This is a genomic window from Nocardia sp. FBN12, from assembly GCF_054031145.1.
In genome coordinates, this window is sequence record NZ_CM132926.1 from 3,862,184 (window position 1) to 3,879,879 (window position 17,696).

17 protein-coding genes are annotated in these 17,696 nt (G+C 68.6%); 5 read left to right on the forward strand and 12 right to left on the reverse strand.

The features are described from left to right. Positions 1 to 48 precede the first annotated feature (48 nt). The 5 genes from pspM to pgsA form a co-directional block, all read right to left on the reverse strand. A complete protein-coding gene (gene pspM / locus ACWZHB_RS18585; protein ID WP_427903132.1) occupies positions 49 to 915 on the reverse strand; it encodes a phage shock envelope stress response protein PspM in 867 nt (288 codons plus the stop codon). Between the two features lie 216 nt (positions 916 to 1,131). After that, positions 1,132 to 1,950, reverse strand: a complete 819-nt coding sequence (gene pspA / locus ACWZHB_RS18590) for a phage shock protein PspA (RefSeq protein ID WP_427903133.1) — start codon at positions 1,948 to 1,950, stop codon at positions 1,132 to 1,134. A 197-nt stretch (positions 1,951 to 2,147) separates the two neighbouring features. Beyond that, on the reverse strand, positions 2,148 to 2,588 hold the full coding sequence (locus ACWZHB_RS18595) for a helix-turn-helix domain-containing protein (protein WP_427903134.1): 441 nt from the start codon (positions 2,586 to 2,588) through the stop codon (positions 2,148 to 2,150). Between the two features lie 91 nt (positions 2,589 to 2,679). Then, positions 2,680 to 3,186, reverse strand: coding sequence for a CinA family protein (locus ACWZHB_RS18600; protein WP_427903135.1), 507 nt, complete (start codon positions 3,184 to 3,186; stop codon positions 2,680 to 2,682). Continuing rightward, positions 3,183 to 3,818, reverse strand: a complete 636-nt coding sequence (pgsA, locus tag ACWZHB_RS18605; RefSeq protein WP_427903136.1) for a CDP-diacylglycerol--glycerol-3-phosphate 3-phosphatidyltransferase — start codon at positions 3,816 to 3,818, stop codon at positions 3,183 to 3,185. The genes ACWZHB_RS18600 and pgsA overlap by 4 nt, the downstream gene beginning before the upstream one ends. Before the next feature lie 255 nt (positions 3,819 to 4,073). Here pgsA and ACWZHB_RS18610 point away from each other — a divergent pair, with 255 nt between their 5' ends. Continuing rightward, entirely contained in the window at positions 4,074 to 4,640 is a 567-nt protein-coding gene (locus ACWZHB_RS18610; protein ID WP_427903137.1) for an amino-acid N-acetyltransferase, read from the forward strand. 27 nt (positions 4,641 to 4,667) lie between these two features. Beyond that, on the forward strand, positions 4,668 to 4,952 hold the full coding sequence (locus ACWZHB_RS18615) for a YciI family protein (RefSeq protein WP_427903138.1): 285 nt from the start codon (positions 4,668 to 4,670) through the stop codon (positions 4,950 to 4,952). Between the two features lie 55 nt (positions 4,953 to 5,007). On the opposite strand, the gene ACWZHB_RS18620 is transcribed toward ACWZHB_RS18615, so the two are convergent. The 5 genes from ACWZHB_RS18620 to ACWZHB_RS18640 all read right to left on the reverse strand — a co-directional run bounded on the left by ACWZHB_RS18620 (position 5,008) and on the right by ACWZHB_RS18640 (position 12,792). Next, the gene (locus ACWZHB_RS18620; RefSeq protein WP_427903139.1) at positions 5,008 to 5,985 is read right to left on the reverse strand and encodes a TerC family protein; all 978 of its coding nucleotides are present in this window, start codon (positions 5,983 to 5,985) and stop codon (positions 5,008 to 5,010) included. Between the two features lie 199 nt (positions 5,986 to 6,184). Continuing rightward, entirely contained in the window at positions 6,185 to 8,257 is a 2,073-nt protein-coding gene (locus ACWZHB_RS18625) for an iron ABC transporter permease (protein WP_427903140.1), read from the reverse strand. Then, a complete protein-coding gene (locus ACWZHB_RS18630) occupies positions 8,257 to 9,252 on the reverse strand; it encodes an ABC transporter substrate-binding protein (protein WP_427903141.1) in 996 nt (331 codons plus the stop codon). Before ACWZHB_RS18630 ends, ACWZHB_RS18625 begins: the two co-directional genes overlap by 1 nt. Positions 9,253 to 9,306: 54 nt before the next feature. Continuing rightward, positions 9,307 to 10,119, reverse strand: coding sequence for an ABC transporter ATP-binding protein (locus ACWZHB_RS18635; RefSeq protein WP_427903142.1), 813 nt, complete (start codon positions 10,117 to 10,119; stop codon positions 9,307 to 9,309). Positions 10,120 to 10,224: 105 nt separating this feature from the next. Next, positions 10,225 to 12,792, reverse strand: a complete 2,568-nt coding sequence (locus ACWZHB_RS18640) for a DNA translocase FtsK (RefSeq protein ID WP_427903143.1) — start codon at positions 12,790 to 12,792, stop codon at positions 10,225 to 10,227. Between the two features lie 286 nt (positions 12,793 to 13,078). Here ACWZHB_RS18640 and ACWZHB_RS18645 point away from each other — a divergent pair, with 286 nt between their 5' ends. Both ACWZHB_RS18645 and ACWZHB_RS18650 read left to right on the forward strand, forming a co-directional pair. Beyond that, positions 13,079 to 13,471, forward strand: coding sequence for a DUF4189 domain-containing protein (locus ACWZHB_RS18645; protein ID WP_427903144.1), 393 nt, complete (start codon positions 13,079 to 13,081; stop codon positions 13,469 to 13,471). 68 nt (positions 13,472 to 13,539) lie between these two features. After that, the gene (locus tag ACWZHB_RS18650) at positions 13,540 to 14,076 is read left to right on the forward strand and encodes a hypothetical protein (RefSeq protein WP_427903145.1); all 537 of its coding nucleotides are present in this window, start codon (positions 13,540 to 13,542) and stop codon (positions 14,074 to 14,076) included. Positions 14,077 to 14,132: 56 nt separating this feature from the next. On the opposite strand, the gene ACWZHB_RS18655 is transcribed toward ACWZHB_RS18650, so the two are convergent. Continuing rightward, on the reverse strand, positions 14,133 to 16,229 hold the full coding sequence (locus tag ACWZHB_RS18655; RefSeq protein WP_427903146.1) for a ribonuclease J: 2,097 nt from the start codon (positions 16,227 to 16,229) through the stop codon (positions 14,133 to 14,135). Next, positions 16,226 to 17,134, reverse strand: a complete 909-nt coding sequence (dapA, locus tag ACWZHB_RS18660) for a 4-hydroxy-tetrahydrodipicolinate synthase (RefSeq protein WP_427903147.1) — start codon at positions 17,132 to 17,134, stop codon at positions 16,226 to 16,228. The genes ACWZHB_RS18655 and dapA overlap by 4 nt, the downstream gene beginning before the upstream one ends. 114 nt (positions 17,135 to 17,248) lie before the next feature. Between dapA and ACWZHB_RS18665 the strand changes: the two genes are divergently transcribed. Continuing rightward, positions 17,249 to 17,695: a hypothetical protein gene (locus ACWZHB_RS18665; RefSeq protein ID WP_427903148.1), complete on the forward strand. Its 447-nt coding sequence runs from the start codon at positions 17,249 to 17,251 to the stop codon at positions 17,693 to 17,695. Position 17,696 lies beyond the last annotated feature (1 nt).

Genomic DNA, 17,696 nt, shown 5'->3' on the forward strand with positions numbered 1-17,696 from the left:
TGCCGACTGTGGAATCGCTGACGGCTGGAGCGGCGGCTCAGCGGTGGGCTAGCGGGTGGAATCCGTTCCGCTGGTGAACAAGTCGGGGCCCTGGTCGGCCATTTCGGTGAGCGCCTGGGCCCAGCCGTCGAGCCGGTCGGCGGCTTCGCGCAGGTCGGCGACGATGCCGTTGAACTGGTAGGCCAGCACCGAGTCCTCTGGGACCGCGAGGATGCGGGCCGCGGCGGCGACGAGCTGTTCGTATTCGACGACGCCGGTTTCCAGGCGGGTGAGCACGCCGACGACGGTGGTTTTCAGTGCGGCGACGGTGTCGGGGTTGGCGCGGCCGACGGTGTCGGCGGCCTGTTCCATGGCGACCACGTCGGCGGCCAGCGCGTGCAGGGCGGCCGCGCCGGAGCGGGCTGTTTCGAGGAGGTCGCGCAGTTCGTCTTCCGGGAGGCGGCGGGTGCGCTGGATCTGGGCACCGAGGTCGTAGAGTGCCCGTTCGGCGCGGATCAGCCGCTGGATGGGTGCGCGGGCGGCCGAACGGAGGCCGGGCGATTTGCGGGCGACGAAAGCCGCCTGGGGCAGTGGCTTTCCGCGTAGTTCCAGGTAGCGGCGGGCGGTGAGCGCGGTACCGGTGACGAACGCGATCGCGCCACCACCGATCACCACGACCGCCCAGGCGGGCGCCGAGATCACGGCCAAGCCGACCGCACCGACCGTGGTGATGCCGGACGCTGTACCGAGCTGAAAACTGCGCCTGCGCACCCGGCGTCGACGCCGCAGTTCACGTTCGCGTGGGTCGGCCCAGCGCCGCACCGCGACCAGTGCCTGCTCACCGACCCCACGCAGAGTCGCGGGCACCGACCCGACCTGCGCGATCGTCGCCGGATCAACGATCTCGACACGGTCGCGCCGCGTATTGCCCTTCATCCCCTCATCCTTCCACCGCACGAGCACACCCCGGGTATCGATGCTGGACTTCCCAGCCCCGTACGACCCGACCTCGAGGAGGGTCCGCCGCGAAGCGGCGGTTCGCGGCCGTCCCGTCGATCAGGTGCCGTTGCGTAGGCGACGAAGGAGCAAGCAACGGTGCCTGATCGACGGGACACAAGGGGCCGCGAACTCGAGCGCGCCAGCGCTCCAATATTACAGCGCTTGGCCCTTGTCGATGTTCGGCGCCGGTGCGGCCTGGGGCTGCGCCGGGTTGATCGCCGAGTTGGCGTTGCCGGTGGGCAACGCGTCACCACGCATGGAGGCGCGGATCTGCTCGAGCTTGCTGTGCCCGGCCATCTGGACGCTGGCCTGCTGCACCTCCATCATGCGGCCCTGCACCGTGTTCTGCGCCAGCTCGGCCGAACCGAGCGCGTTGGCGTAGCGGCGCTCGATCTTGTCGCGCACGGCGTCCAGGCTGGGCGTGGAGCCCGGCGCGGACAGGGTGGAATCCATCTGCTGCAGCGACGCCGAGACCTGCTCCTGCATCTTGGCCTGCTCGAGCTGGCTGAGCAGCTTGGTGCGCTCGGCGACCTTCTGCTGCAACATCATCGCGTTCTGCTCGACCGCCTTCTTGGCCTGTGCGGCGGCCTGCAGGGACTGATCGTGCAACACCTTGAGGTCTTCCACCGACTGCTCGGCGGTGACCAGCTGGGCGGCGAACGCCTCGGCGGCGTTGGTGTACTGGATCGCCTTCTCGGTGTCGCCCGCGGCCTGCGCCTGATCGGCCAGGGTGACGGCCTGACGGGCGTTGGCGTTGAGCTTCTCGACCTCGTCGAGCTGGCGGTTCAGCTTCATCTCCAGCTGACGCTGGTTCCCGATCACCGATGCCGCCTGCTGCGACAGCGCCTGATGCTGACGCTGCGCCTCCTCGATAGCCTGCTGAATCTGGACCTTCGGATCCGCATGCTCTTCGATCTTGGAGTCGAAGAGGGCCATCATGTACTTCCAGGCCTTCACGAACGGATTAGCCATCGATTGATCCCGCCTCCATCTGTGCGTCGCTCGTGCGACTGGTGGTACGCGACCGTCACGCACCAGATACGTGCTTATCCTTCACCATGCGGCACCCGGACCGGCGGTAAGCCGGACCGATCGACGCCTGATGAGAATCTATCCGTTCTCACCAGCGGTGTGCAGCGTCTCGCGCGGCATGCGCGGGGTTCGCCGCGTCACATTCCCTTCACCAGTACCAGCATCTCGGCCCTCGGGGCCGGGATGACGATGCGAGTGTCTTCGGCGATGCCGATCCGCGGGCCCTGTTCGGCGGAGGCGGTTGCCTCGCCCGCGGCGGGTTCGGCAGCGGCGATGGGCTCGGCCGCGGCGGGCTCGCGCTCGGCGGCGGGGCCGGTCAGCGCGGGTTCGCGCGGCGCGGAGCCGTCGGCGCCCGCCATCAGGGTGCTCACGTCCCACAGCACGCGCGAGAGCGGCACGTCGAGTGCCTCGCAGATGCTGGCGAGCAGTTCACTGGAGGCTTCCTTGCGGCCGCGCTCCACTTCCGACAGATAGCCGAGGCTCACGCGCGCCGAGGTAGACACCTCGCGCAGCGTTCGATGCTGGGCGAGACGCGCACGCCGCAGACTGTCCCCGATTGCCTCCCGCAGCAGCGTCATCTCGTTCTCCTCCACCTCGTGTCACCGCCGTAGCGGTGCTCACCTCTTTCTGGCACAACGTCGAGCATGGACCGGTGGTTCCCGAACCGGGCTACTTCACACTCACCGAGCCGGACTGCACACAACGCAGCAACTCCCGCACCGCACTGTGCACCGCACCGAGTCTGATCGTCCACCGGTCTCCGTGCAGTTTCAACCGGACCACTTCGCTGTGCTGTGGACCGGCTAACCCGAGGTATACCGTGCCGACGGGATGCCCGTCCTGGGAATCGGGTCCGGCGACCCCGGTCAATCCGACACCCCAGTCCGCGCCACACTGCTCGCGAGCCCCCACGGCGAGCTGTTCGGCGGTCGAGGCGGCGACCGGTCCCTCGGTGCGAAGCAGGTTGTCGTCGACGCAGGCCAGACGGCTTTTGAGGTCGGTGGCGTAGACGATCAAACCGCCTCGCAGCACCGCGCTCGCACCGGGAACGCCCGCCACTGTGGCGGCCAGCAGACCGGCCGTGAGCGATTCGGCGGTGGCCACGGTCTGACCCGCGCTGTTCAGCGCCGTGACAAGTTCGGCGACCGGCGCTCCGTCGACGAGCGGGTCGCTCACGCGCGCGACCGTCCACCCGCCAGCCATACTCTGGCCGCCTGCCCCACGTAATCCAGGCCGGTGACCACCGTGAGCGCCACAGCCAGGTACATCAGCCACATGCCCGCGGTGGCGTAGATGCCGGACAGCGGCAAGACCAGCAGCGCGATCGCCACCGACTGCACCAGCGTCTTGAGCTTGCCGCCGCGTCCCGCCGGGATCACGCCGCGCCGCACTACCACCAGCCGCAGCAGGGTGATGCCGACTTCGCGGCCGCAGATGACCAGGGTGATCCACCAGGGCAGATCGCCGAGAACCGAGAGCCCGATCAGAGCCGCCCCGATCAGCGCCTTGTCCGCGATGGGGTCGGCGAGCTTCCCGAAATCGGTGACCAATCCGTATTTGCGGGCCAGTTGCCCGTCGAAGCGGTCGGTGATCGCGGCCAGGCCGAAAACCGCCGCGGCGATGACGCGCCAGCGGGTGTCGTGCCCGCCCTCGGCGAACAGCGCCAGCACGAACAACGGCACCAGCACGATGCGCGCGATGGTCAGCACATTGGCGATATTGAGCAGCGGAACCGGGGTCTCCGCCACCCCGTGCATCGGTGTCACCGCACTCGACCCACGATCGATCTCTTCGGGTCGCACGCTCATGCCCTGTCCTCTTGGCATGACCGGGCGCCTTCCGTGGCCACGCGAGCTACCGCCTCCAGGCGCTGACCGTTCATGTGCTGCCCTCTCGGCACTCACCGGCACTGCGCCGAAATCCAACGGTTTCGCGAGCTGTTTGCTCGCACGATCGGTGCCACGCGATCCGGTCGCGGAGCCCGGCGCGATGCGAAGAGCGGAACGACAGGATGTGCGGCACATGTTCAGACTATCGGTAACCCGGCCGACTACTGTGCACCCATGACCTCACGGGGACCCTCGAGTAGTCCGACCAGCGACGCGCATCCTGTCGCGCCCACTGTGGCGCCTGTTTCCGGCGTGGTCGTCCGACGAGCGCGAACCTCCGATGTCCCCGAGATCAAGCGCCTGGTCGACGAGTACGCGGGCCGCATCCTGCTGGAGAAGAACCTGGTCACGCTGTACGAATCGGTGCAGGAATTCTGGGTCGCCGAGCTCGACGGACAGGTCGTCGGCTGCGGCGCGTTGCACGTACTGTGGGCCGATCTGGGCGAAGTGCGCACTGTCGCAGTCGATCCCGTCGTCAAGGGCCGCGGTGTCGGCGGCGCGGTGGTGGAGCACCTGGTGACCGTCGCCCGTGAACTGCAGTTGCAGCGTGTGTTCGTGCTCACTTTCGAGGTGGACTTCTTCGGCAGGCACGGGTTCGTCGAGATCGACGGCACGCCGGTTACCGCCGAGGTGTACGCGGAGATGTGCCGTTCCTACGACACCGGTGTCGCCGAGTTCCTCGACCTCAGCTTCGTCAAACCCAACACCCTCGGCAACACCCGCATGCTGCTCACCCTGTAGAAAACCCTCGCGAGAAAGTGATCGACTGTGCCGATCTTCGCTGTCCACTACACCTATTCCGAGTCCACCGCGGCCGACCGCGCGACCAACCGGCCCGAGCACCGCGGCTGGTTGAACGCGCTCGTCGACGCGGGCACGGTACTCACCAGCGGCCCCTACCCCGACGGTTCGGGCGCGCTGCTGCTGTTCCGCGCCGAGGACGCGCACTCGCTGACCGAGCTGCTGAGCAATGATCCGTTCGCGAAGCTGGGCCTGATCGACGCCGTCCGCGTGGTCGAGTGGCTGCCGGTGATGGGCGCCTTCGCCGAATAACCGGCCATGAACACAGCACTGCCCGGAACCGCAGCGGTTCCGGGCAGTGGCGTTTTCAGGCGCTGGTGCGGCGGGTGCGCAGCAGGCTCGCCACCGTCGCGATGACCAGAATGCCGATGATCACGCTCAGCGAGAACGCCGTGGAGATCTCCGGCACGCTCACGTGTTCACCACCGTTGACGAACGACAGCGTGTTCTCGTGCAGCGCGTGCAGCACCAGCTTGACGCCGATGAACGCCAGAATCGCGGCCAGACCGTAGGACAGGTACACCAGGCGGTCGAGCAGCCCGCCGATGAGGAAGTACAGCTGACGCAGACCCATCAACGCGAAGGCGTTCGCCGTGAAGACCAGGTACGGCTCCTCGGTGAGACCGTAGATCGCCGGAATCGAGTCCAGCGCGAACAGCAGGTCGGCGAAACCGATGGCCAGCAGCGCGAGCAGCAACGGGGTCACCACCCGTTTGCCGTTGATCCGGGTGACGAGCTTGTCGCCGTCGTACTCGTCGGTGGTGGGCAGGACCCGTTTGGCCAGCGAGACGATGTAGCTGTCGCGTTTCTGCTCGTGCTCGGCCTCGTGCCCGCTCTCACGCAGCAGTTTGATCGCGGTGTAGATCAAGAACGCGCCGAACAGGTAGAACACCCAGCTGTACGCGCTGATCGCGGCCGCGCCGACCGCGATGAACACACCACGCATCACCAGCGCCAGCACGATGCCGATCAGCAGTACCTTCTGCTGGTAGATCCGTGGCACGGCGAAGGTGCTCATGATGATGAGGAAGATGAACAGGTTGTCGACCGAGAGCGCTTTCTCGGTGACGAAGCCCGCGTAGTACTCCCCCGAGAACGTGCCGCCCCACTTCCAGGCGACGAACAGGCCGAACAGCAGCGCCAAACTGATGTAGACCGCCGACCAGATGCCCGATTCCTTGAAGGTGGGCTCGTGCGGGGTGCGCACGTGGGCGTAGAAGTCGAAGACGAACAGGCCGAGGATCACCAGTCCGGTGATCACCCACTCGAGCGTGGTCACCTGCATGTGGTGGTCCGATCGATAAAGTTCATGTCGCCCATCATGCCCGAATTGTCCGTTTCAGTCGTCTTTGCCGAGTCTTTACCCGCCATGATTCCACACACATCCGGCCTGCCCTGCGCATCGCCCGGGCGGCGCGTCGGATGCATCCGTTCGCCGCGCGACCCCGATACTCCCCTCGGTCACCGAAATCGACTGCGGGAGTTCACACCTCCCTGGTGCGGTGCAGCAGCCACACCATGTACGGCGCGCCGACCAGCGCGGTGACGATGCCCACCGGAATCTCGGTCGGGGCGAGCAGCCGGCGACCGAGGGCGTCCGAGCAGACGACGAGCACCGCGCCGAGCACCGCGGCCATCGGCATCATGCGCGCGGTGTTGTTGCCCACGATGCGGCGGGCGAGGTGCGGTGCGACCAGGCCGACGAAGCCGACCGCGCCGACGGCGGCGGCCGTGCCCGCGGCCAGCACAGCGCCCGCACCGAGGACGAGCAGCCGGGCGCGTCCCAGATCGAGCCCGAGCGCGGGCGGCAGTTCCTCGCCGAGGGCGAGCAGGTTCACCGGCCGAGCGACGACCACGAGCAGCACCGCGACCAGGGCGGGCAGGACGAGCCAGCTCAGCGCCGAGAAGTCACGACCGTAGGTGCTGCCTGCGAGCCAGCCCAGTGCTGCCGCGAGGTTCATCTGCGCGCCGACCACGATGATGTTCACCAGGGCCATGGAGGTGGCGGCCGCGCCGAGGCCGACCAGGACCACCCGGGTCGGATCGAGGCCGGTCCGGCTGCCGCTGCCGCCGGCCACCAGCAGGACGAGTGCCAGCATCAGCACGCCACCGATGCCCGCCGCGGCGGGCAGGGCGGCCAGTGGCGCCGACGGGACCAACAGGATGACGGTGATCGCGCCGAGCGACGCCCCGCCGGTCACGCCGACGAGCCCCGGTTCGGCCAGCGGGTTGCGCACGACCGCCTGCACCGCCGCTCCGGCCACCGCCAAGCAGGCCCCCGCCAGCGCCGCCACCAGAATGCGCGGCAGCCGGAAGGACACCACCGCTTCGGTGATCTGCTCGGCGGAACCGAATACCCACGCGCCGATCTGGCTCCAGCTGATCTGGACGTCGCCCACCCGCAACGAAACGGCCATCGCGACGGCCAGGACGATCAGCCCGCCACCGAGCGCGACGGCGTACCGGGGAGCGCGACGCCGGTCGGACACCACGACGGCCGCACCGGTGTCGGCGTCGCCGGTACTCACCCGGCGGGCCAGTGCCATGAAGACCGGGCCACCGATCAGCGCCGTGACCACGCCCACCGGGATCTCGGAGGGCTGCGCGGCGGCGGGCGCCGCGATGAGCTGCGCGGCCGCGTCCGCGCCGAGCACCAGCACGGCCGACACCAGCGCCGCCATCGGAATGAGCAGCGCGTGCGCGCGGATGCCCAACTGCCGCACGATGACCGGGCCGATCAGTCCGACGAAGCCGATCGGGCCCGCGAGGGACACGGCCGACGCCGACAGCAGCACAGCGAGGAGGAACGCCGCGGGACGAATCCGTTCGACCCGGACGCCCATCGCCTGGGCCGTCTCGTCGCCGAGGGTCAGCAGGTCGAGCGGGCGCGCCAGGAACGGGGCAATCAGAGCACCGGCGACGACCACCGCGCCGAGCGTGAGCGGCCGTTCCAGACCGGACTGCAGCAGGGAACCGTTGCCCCAGAAGAACAGTCCACGGGTGGCCTGTGAGTCTAGTATCTGGAGGAACTCCGCCGCCGAGGTGGCGGCCATGGCGATGGTCGCCCCGGCCAGCAGCACCCGTCCCGGCGTCATGACGCCCCCACTGGTGAGCAGGTAGACCAGGGCCACCGCGACGAGGCCGCCGAGAAAAGCCGCGCCCCCGGCGGGGAGCGGACCCAGACTCACGCCGGTGAAGGCGACGAGCACCACCGCGAAGTACGCTCCGGCGTTCACGCCGAGCGTGTCGGGGGCCGCCAGTGGGTTGCGGGTCGCTCCCTGGACGAGCGCCCCGGAGACGCCGAGCGCGATGCCGACGACGAGCCCGGTCAGCGTACGCGGCAGACGGCTGCCGAGCAGGACGTCCTCGGTGCGGTCGTCGCCGTGGCCGAGGAGCAGGTCCACGATGTCGCCGAGCCCCACCCCGGACGCGCCGAGCCCGAGGTGAACCACACCGACCAGGCACAGGACGAGGGACAGGGCGCCGCCCATGAGCACAGCTCGTGGGCGGCGACCGAACGGACGGGCCACCGCGGCCGCCAGTGCTGCCGAGGACATCAGACCTTCAGTGCCTTGCCGGTCTCGTCCAGGATGTGCATGGCCGACAGCGGGCCGCCGAAGAGCCAGGTGCCCGGGTCGAGCGGCAGCGTCTTGCCGTTCTTGACGTACTCCAGGCCTGTCCACACCGCGTTGTCGGCGAGATCGCCGGTGAAGGGGTTGTCCTTGTCGGCCGCGACATAGAGGAAGGTGGCGTCCGTCTCGACCTGGGTGAGCCCCTCGACGCCGACCGTGGTCATCCCCCACGAGTCCGGCTTGCCCTTCCAGCCGTTCTTCAGCCCGGCGAGGTTCAGCAGCTGGGGCGCGATGGCATCGTCGGTGAGCATCCGGATCGATGCGACACCGTTGGCGGTGAATGCCTGTGCGAGCGCGTACTTCTGGCCGCCCTTGCCCGCCTTGCCCATCCGGGCCGCGAGGTCGGCGGCCTTGGCGTCGATCTGGCTGTTCACCTCGGCGGCCTTGTCCTGCTTGCCGACCGCCTTCGCCAGCTCGGTGAAGTTCTTCTTCATCGTGTCGAGCTGGGGGTTGGTGGTGTAGGTGAACGCCATGACCGGCGCGATGCCCTGGAGCTGAGCCAGGTTGGCCTTCGCCCGGTCGTTGTCGACGACGATGAGGTCCGGCTGCAGCGCCTTGATCTTCTCCAGGCTCGGCTCGCTGCGGGAGCCGACATCGGTGACCTCCGCGGGCAGGGCCGCCCCCTTCGCGGTGACCCAGGTGCCGTAGCCCTTGTTGTCGGCGTTGCCCGTCGGGGTGACACCAAGGGCGACGAGCTCCTCGGCGTAGGTCCATTCGAGTGTCACCACCTTCACCGCGGGCTTGTCCAGGGTGACCTGGCCCTGCGCGGTTTCGACCGTGATCGCGCCGCTCGCGGCCTTGTCCCCGCCCGACGGGTCGCCCCCGGCCCCACCGACCGTCCCTGACCCGCAGCCGACAGCGGCCAGCGCGAGTACTACGACGGAACTACCCGTCGCCAGGGCGCGCAGCATTCTCTGCATGGTGAATCTCTCCTTGTACTGGTGAAAAGCGGCGAACCTGGGTAAGCCGAGGATTCAGGAAGCGTCGGGGGCACCGGCCCGCTGCGGGAAACAGGCGAGATATCCGGTCGCCGGATCACGGACGACGCTCACGCGCAGGCCGAACGCACGCTCGATGACGTCGGGAGTGAGGACGTTGTCCGGGGTGCCCGCGGCCGCGATCGCGCCGTCGGCGACCACCACGACCTCATCGGCGTAGGCCGCGGCCTGCATCAGGTCGTGCAGCACCACGCCGCAGGCGATGCCGTGCTCCATGGCCAGCCGCCGCACGAGGTCGAGCACGTCGAACTGATGGCGCAGGTCGAGGTAGGTGGTGGGTTCGTCCAGCAGGAGCACGCCTGCCCGTTGCGCCAGCACCATGGCCAGCCAGGCTCGTTGGCGCTCGCCTCCCGACAACTCGTCGAGGCGACGCTCGACCAGCGGCGCCGCGTCGGCGACGTCGAGCGCCCAGTCGATCGCCTCCGTGTCCTCGTCGGTGTGCCGGGCGAGGGCGCCGCGATGGGCGTACCGGCCGTGCCGGACCAGCTCACGAACTGTCACCCCGGCGGGCGCCTGCGACGACTGGGGAAGAAACGCCAGGCGCTGCGAAAGAGCGCGGCGGCCGAGCGAACCGAGCGGCGCGTCATCGATGCGTACCGCACCACCGAGCGGCGGCAGGAGACCGGCGAGCGTGCGCAGCAGCGTGGACTTTCCGCAGCCGTTGGGGCCGACCAGCACCGTGATCTCCCCGGCCCGCAGCGACAGGTCCACCTGTTTCAGCACCGGCCTGCCCGCGTGCCCGACGTCCAGGTCCTTCGCTGCCAGGCGGACCTCACCCACGGACACCACGTTCGAACTCCCTCTGTCGGACCTACCGCGCAACCTTACAACTAAGGTGAGCCACACCTTAGTAGTACGTCAGTTCCGCGTGGGGCCCCAGGGGCGCAGGCCTACCTATTCGTCGTCGGCGGCGGCGGGGTCCCCGCCCCGAATCGACCAGAGCAACCCGTCGAGCTCGTCCGGCTTGATCAGCACATCGCGCGCCTTCGACCCCTCACTCGGCCCGACCACGCCGCGCGTCTCCATCAGGTCCATCAACCGGCCCGCCTTGGCGAAGCCGACGCGCAGCTTGCGCTGCAGCATCGAGGTCGACCCGAACTGCGAGGTGACCACCAGCTCCACGGCCTGCAGCAGCACGTCCATGTCGTCGCCGATATCGGGGTCGACGTCCTTGACCTCGCCGGCCTTGGCCGCGGTGACGCCCTCCTGGTATTCGGGTTCTGCCTGGGTCTTGCTGAACTCGACGACGGCCTGGATCTCCTCGTCGGAGATGAACGCGCCCTGCAGCCGGGTCGGCTTGCCCTGACCCATCGGCAGGAACAGACCGTCGCCCATGCCGATCAGTTTCTCCGCGCCCGGCTGATCCAGGATGACGCGCGAGTCGGTGAGCGAGGAGGTGGCGAACGCCAGCCGCGAGGGCACATTGGTCTTGATCAGACCGGTCACCACGTCCACCGACGGCCGCTGGGTGGCCAGCACCAGGTGGATACCGGCGGCACGCGCCTTCTGGGTGATCCGCACGATCGCGTCCTCGACGTCGCGCGGGGCGGTCATCATCAGGTCGGCGAGCTCGTCGACGATGGCCAGGATGTACGGGTAGGGCCGGTAGACACGTTCGCTGCCCAGCGGGGCGGTGATCTTGCCCGACCGCACATTCTTGTTGAAGTCGTCGATGTGGCGGACTTTGTTGGCCTGCATGTCCTGGTAGCGCTGTTCCATCTCCTCGACCAGCCAGGCCAGCGCGGCGGCGGCCTTCTTCGGCTGGGTGATGATGGGCGTGATCAGGTGCGGAATGCCCTCGTACGGCGTGAGTTCCACCATCTTCGGGTCGATCAGGATCATCCTGACCTCCTCGGGCGTGGCTCGGTGCAGCAGCGAGATCAGCATCGAGTTCACGAAGCTCGACTTACCCGAGCCGGTGGAACCGGCCACCAGCAGGTGCGGCATCTTGGCCAGGTTCGCCGAGACGAACTCGCCCTCGATGTTCTTGCCGAGGCCGATGACAAGGGGATGGTGGTCGTTGCGGGTGTGCGGCGACTTCAGGACGTCGGCCAGGCGCACCAATTCGCGGTCGGCATTGGGCACTTCGATACCGACGGCCGATTTTCCGGGGATGGGCGCGAGCAGGCGCACGTTCTCGGTGGCGACCGCGTAGGCGAGGTTGCGGGCCAGCGCGGTGATCTTCTCGACCTTGACGCCGGGGCCGAGCTCCACCTCGTAGCGGGTGACGGTCGGGCCGCGCACGAAACCGGTGACGGCGGCATCGATCTTGAACTGCACCAAGACCTCGGTGATCGCCTCGATCATCGATTCGTTGGCCGCGGAACGCTTCTTGGGCGGGTCGCCGTCGAGCAGCAGCGTGAGCGGCGGCAGCGTGTAGTCGCCGTCGACGACGCGGTCGGTGACGAATTCCGGTTCCGGTGGCGGCGGCGGGGTCTGGTCGACCGGCTTGGCCACCGGTCGCTTGCGCGCCGGTTTCGGTGCGGGGGCTGACGCATTCTGCGCGGACGCCCCCGGTTCCTCGATCGGCTTGGCATCGCGCAGGGGCGGCTCGCCCAGCGACTCGGTGACCGCGTCGGAGCCGCCGAACTCGTCGGGCGGGTAGTTGTCGTCGGGGTTGCGGCCGCGGCGACGGGTTCGGTTGCGGTGCACCGGGAATCCGTCGGCGTCGTAGTTGGCCGGATCGTAAGGGTCGGCGCCGTCGGCATATTCGCCGAGACCGAAGTACTCGCGCAGCCTGGTCGGCACCTCGCGCACCGTGGTGCCGGTGAGCAGCAACACACCGAACATCATGGCCAGCAACAGGATCGGTAGTGCGAGCCATGGTGTCAGGCCCTGCCCGAGCGGACCCCCGATCGCATAGCCCAGCGCGCCGGCCGCCGTGGCGCGCCCCTCCGCATCGGTCGGGGAACCGGCCGCCAGATGCCATATCCCCAGCGCGGGGAGCACTACGAGCAGCCCACCGAGGACCAACCTCGGCCGGATCTCCGGATGCGGTTCGGTGCGCATCAGCACCACCGCGAGCGCGACCAGCAGAATCGGCGCCAGCGCGGCCGCGGATCCGGCGATCGCGCGGACGACGTCCTCGAGGAAGCGCCCGACCGGCCCGCCCGCCGAGAGCCACATCGCGGCGGCGATGATCGCGCTCAACGCGATGAGCGCCAACCCGATTCCGTCGCGACGGTGCCCGTGCTCCAGTTCACCGGCCCGGCTCAACGTGCGGGTGGTGGCGCCGACACCGCGCGCCAACATGGTCCAGCTACTGCCGATACCGCGGCCGATCACCGCGAGCGGTGCGGTGTTGGACGCGCGTTTGACCGGCCTGCGGACGGGCGTGGTGCGTCCACGTGGGGCCGGCGTCGCGCGCGGTGTCGCCGAACGAGACCGCGCCGCAGGCGTGCGCCCCCTGGTCGATCCCGCCCGCGCACGAGAGGTCGTGGTGCTGCGGGACTTACCTGCCATGACCTCAGGCTAGCCGCTCGAGCACCTCCGAGACCATCCGCAACACTGGTCCCACCCCGCCTGCCGGGGTTATCCGGCCTGGATGCGCAGGTCGCGGCGCCCCGGTCAGCGCGGGGAAATCTCGCCGGGAACCGCGTTTCGCGGACCCGAACTTATCGAATCCTTGCCGATCTCCTCTATTTCGGCCGTTCTGGGCCCGCAACAGTGGCGCGAGCAGCACACCGGTCGGTACCTTGACAGCGCTCTATCGGGTCGTCGACCCGTGCTTATGAAGGGGAAGCTACAAGTGAAGAGATTGCTCACCAGCGCGGTCGTGCTGGGTGCCGCCACCGTCGCCATGTTCGCGGGGCACATCGCACCGGCGCACGCGCAGGCCGACAACTACGGCGCGCTCGCGCTGTCGCGCAACGGCGCATCCAGTATCAGCGCCAACTACGACAGCTACGCCGAGGCCGAGTCGGCGGCGATCAACGGCTGCCAGCGCAGCGGCGGGGGCGCCGGTTGCGACGTGAAGGTGTCGTGGCGCAACGGATGTGGCGCGCTCGCCGAATCGCGTCGCTCCTACAGCTGGGCGTCGGCACCGTCGCTGCGTGAGGCCAAGCGCAACGCGATCAACGCGAACCGTGGCGGCGCCGCCAACATCATCAACTGGAACTGCACCTCGGGCTACGGGGTCTAGTCGCCACTCGCCGGAGAATCACTCCGGCGACACCTTTTCATTTTTTGGGGAGATCAGTGAACAACCGCATGTTCAGAACGGCGGCCGCCCTGACGGTGGCCGCCGCCGCGTTCGGCCTGACCGCGTGCAGCAGCAGCGACGAGCCCGCCACCGCCGCGCCGACGACGACCGCCGGTGCCGGGTTCGAGGACGGCAAGAAGGTCGACGGCACCCAGGACGGTGACGCGCCGATGACCACCACCGTGCCGAACCTGCCCGCGCCGACCGTCGAGGAGCTCAACGCCCGCCTCGACAAGGCGCTGGCCGGTCAGCTGACCGACGACGAGAAGGCCGCCTTCATCGAGGATGCCGAGCGCGACCCGTACCTGGTCGACAAGTTCGTCGAGGCCGCGAAGAAGAACAATGTCACGGCCAAGATCACCAGCGTCGGCGCGCCTGCCGACGGCAAGGTGACCGCACCGGCAGACGTCACCATCGACGGCAGCCCGGTCAAGGGCGCGACGGTGGAATTCGTAGCGGCCGAAGGCGGCTGGCGGGTGTCCCACGAGTTCACCTGCAACATCGTGAAGTCGGCCAAGCTCGACTCCGCGGCCTGCCAGGCCTGAACGAACGAAAACCGCCGAGCGACGTTGTCGCCCGGCGGTTTTCGGCTATCAGCGGATCAGACGGCGACGACTGTCGGCACAATCATCGGGCGACGACGGTAGACGTCGGCGACCCAGCGACCCACCACCCGGCGCACGCCCTGGGCGATGCGATGGGTGTCGGTGATGCCCTCACCGGCCAGGCGCAGCAGCTCCGCCTCGACCAGTTCGTTGGCGCCGTCGAGCGCGGTGCGGTCGTCGGAGAAGCCGCGCCCGTTGAGCTCGGGCGTGCTCACCGCCTTGCCGGTGGTCGAGTCGATGACGATGGTGATCGAGATGAAACCACCCTCGCCGAGGACAAGGCGGTCCGACAGGGTCGACTCGCCGACGTCACCGACGGACAGGCCGTCGACGTAGACGTGCCCGACCGGCACCCGGCCGACGATGGAGGCGATGCCGTCGACCAGGTCGACCACCACGCCGTCCTCGGCCAGCATCACCCGCTCCTCGGGCACACCGGTCGCGATGGCCAGCGCGGCGTTGGCGCGCAGGTGCCGCCATTCGCCGTGCACCGGCATCGCATTGGTCGGGCGCACCGCGTTGTACAGGTACAGCAGCTCACCGGCGGAGGCGTGTCCGGAGACATGCACCTTCGCGCTCTGCTGGGTGATCACGGTCGCACCGAGCCGGGCCAGGCCGTTGACCACCGCGAACACCGAGTTCTCGTTACCGGGGATCAGCGACGATGCCAGCACCACCAGGTCGTCGGCCCGGATGTTGATCTGGCGGTGCTCGCCACGCGCCATCCGCGACAGCGCCGAGAGCGGCTCGCCCTGGGATCCGGTGGAGATCAGCACCATCCGGTTGCCGGGCAGGTTCGCGGCCTGGTCGAGGGTGACCACGACATTGTCGGGCACCGTCAGGTAGCCGAGGTCCTGCGCGATCTCCATGTTGCGGACCATCGAGCGACCGACGAAGCAGACCTTGCGGTTGTGCTTCTGCGCGACGTCGACCACCTGCTGGATGCGGTGCACGTGGCTGGCGAACGAGGCCACGATGACGCGGTTGGTGGCCTTGCCGATGACATTGTCGAGCACGCCACCGATCTCGCGCTCGGGGGTGACGAAGCCGGGGACCTCGGCGTTGGTCGAGTCGACCAGGAACAGGTCGACGCCCTCGTCGCCGAGACGCGAGAAGCCGGCCAGGTCGGTCAGGCGGCCGTCGAGCGGCAGCTGGTCGAGCTTGATGTCACCGGTGTGCAGCACCACGCCCGCGGGGGTGCGGATCGCGACGGCGAGCGCGTCGGGGATCGAGTGATTGACCGCGAAGTACTCGAGCTCGAACGGGCCGTGCACCGTGGTCTCACCCTCGGCGACCTCGCGCAGCTTGGGCTGCAGGCGGTGTTCGCGCGCCTTGGCCGCGACCAGCGCGAGGGTGAACCTGGCGCCGATCACCGGGATGTCCTGGCGCAGGCGCAGCAGGAACGGCACGGCGCCGATGTGGTCCTCGTGGCCGTGCGTGAGCACGACGGCCTCGACGTCGTCCATCCGGTGCTCGATGGGCCCGAAGTCCGGCAGGATCAGGTCGACACCGGGCTGCTGGTCCTCGGGGAACAGCACACCGCAGTCGACGATCAGCAGCTTGCCGCCGTATTCGAACACGGTCATGTTGCGACCGATTTCGCCGATGCCGCCCAGTGCGAACAGGCGAAGGCCGTTCTTCACCAGCTTCGGCGGCGCGCCCAGCTTGTCGTGGGCGGCCTTCTCGCGCGGCTCGGCCACCGGCGCGGAACCGCGACCGCGACCGCCACCCTGCCTGCCACGGCCACCGCCGCGGGACTGCTCGGCGGCGGGCTTGGCCTTGGCCTCGACCTTGCCCTTGGCCTCGGTGGCCTGCTTGGTCCTGGCACGGCGCGGCGCCGTCTTCTTCGCGGTGACGCGTTCCTCGGCGGCGTTCACCACGTCGGTGCCCGCTTCAGCGGCACCGACCAGGTCGGCCTCCGCGGTGATCTCGGCGATCGGTTCGGCGATCGCCTGCTCCTGCGCGGGAGCGGCCTTCGCCGGCGCCACCTTTTTCACCGCGGCCTGCACACTCTCCACAGGTGTCGGCTCGGGCGCACCGGCGGCACGTGATGCCGCACGGCGACGGGGCTTACGGGCTACGGGTTCGGTCATGCCGACACCCCCGCGGCCTGCAGGTCGAGCGCTAGCTCCTCCAGCTGTGCCTGCGTCGGCATCAGCTGGGGCAACCGGGGCTCACCTACGTCGATGCCGAGCAATCGGAGTCCTCCCTTACACATCGCCACACCTCCCAGGCGGGTCATGGCCGCGTACAGCGGCAGTAGTGTCGCGTTGATCTCTCGCGCCCTCGCCACGTCACCGGTGGTGTAGGCGTCGTGGATCTCGCGCAGTCGTTCCGGCACGAGATGTCCGATGACGCTGATGAACCCGACCGCCCCGACCGAGAGCCAGGGCAGGTTCAGTCCGTCGTCACCGGAGTAGAAATCCAGGTCGGTGGTCGCGATGAGATCGGCTCCGGAGACGAGATCGCCCTTGGCATCCTTCACCGCGACGATGTTGGGATGCTCGGCAAGGCGCCGGATCGTGTCGATGGCGATAGGCACCACCGACCTCGGTGGAATGTCGTAGAGGGTGACCGGCAGCGCAGTGGCATCGGCGACCGCGGTGAAATGCGCGATCAGACCTTCCTGCGTGGGCCGCGAGTAGTACGGCGTCACGACGAGCAGACCCTGCGCGCCCGCGTTCTCCGCGGCACGCGCCAGTTCGATCGAGTGCGCGGTGTCGTAAGTACCCGCACCCGCGACCACCGTGGCCCGGTCACCGACACCGTCGACGACCGCGCGGAGCAGATCAGCCTTCTCGGTTTCGGTGGTGGTCGGCGATTCGCCGGTGGTGCCCGAGATGATCAGCAGGTCGACCCCACGGTCGACCAGGTGTGCCGCCAGTGCGACACCGGCATCGACGTCGAGCTTGCCCGCAGCGCTGAAGGGGGTCACCATCGCGACACCTACCGTGCCGGACGCGCGCAGCTCCGTTGGCGTCGATTCACCGTTCGTCATGGTCAGAAAGGCTACCCGGTCGCCGGACGCGCCTCGACACCCTAGCGTCCGAAGCGGCGGCCGGTGGGTGGCTTTCACCTTGCGTGATGTCATATATGACGTCACACTGATGTCATGGATCTGAATGCTCATACCGCGCGCTTGCGCGAGGAACTGATCGCCGCCGCAGCGCTCGGCGACGAGAAAACGCAGGCCACCGCCGCCGCCCTCGCCGCCGCGGTGGAGAGTTCGAGCCGGCTGGTGCTGCTCTCGGCGCTGTCGGAACTGGCCGCCGAGATCAGTACCGAACTCGGTGACCGCACCGTGCACGTCCGTCTGGAAGGCACCGACGCGAAGGCCGACGTGCGCAAGAACACCCCGCCGGGGGACGAGGAACCGCAGACTTTCGAGGAGATGACCGGCGATATCAGCCGGGTGACCCTCCGTCTGGTCGAGCAATTGAAGTCGAAGGCGGAAGAGGCCGCCCAGCAGAACGGCCAGTCGCTGAACTCCTGGCTCTCCGGTGCCGTCAGCGGGGCGCTGAAGGATCAGATGCGCGGATACGGCGGCAAGGGCTGGTAAA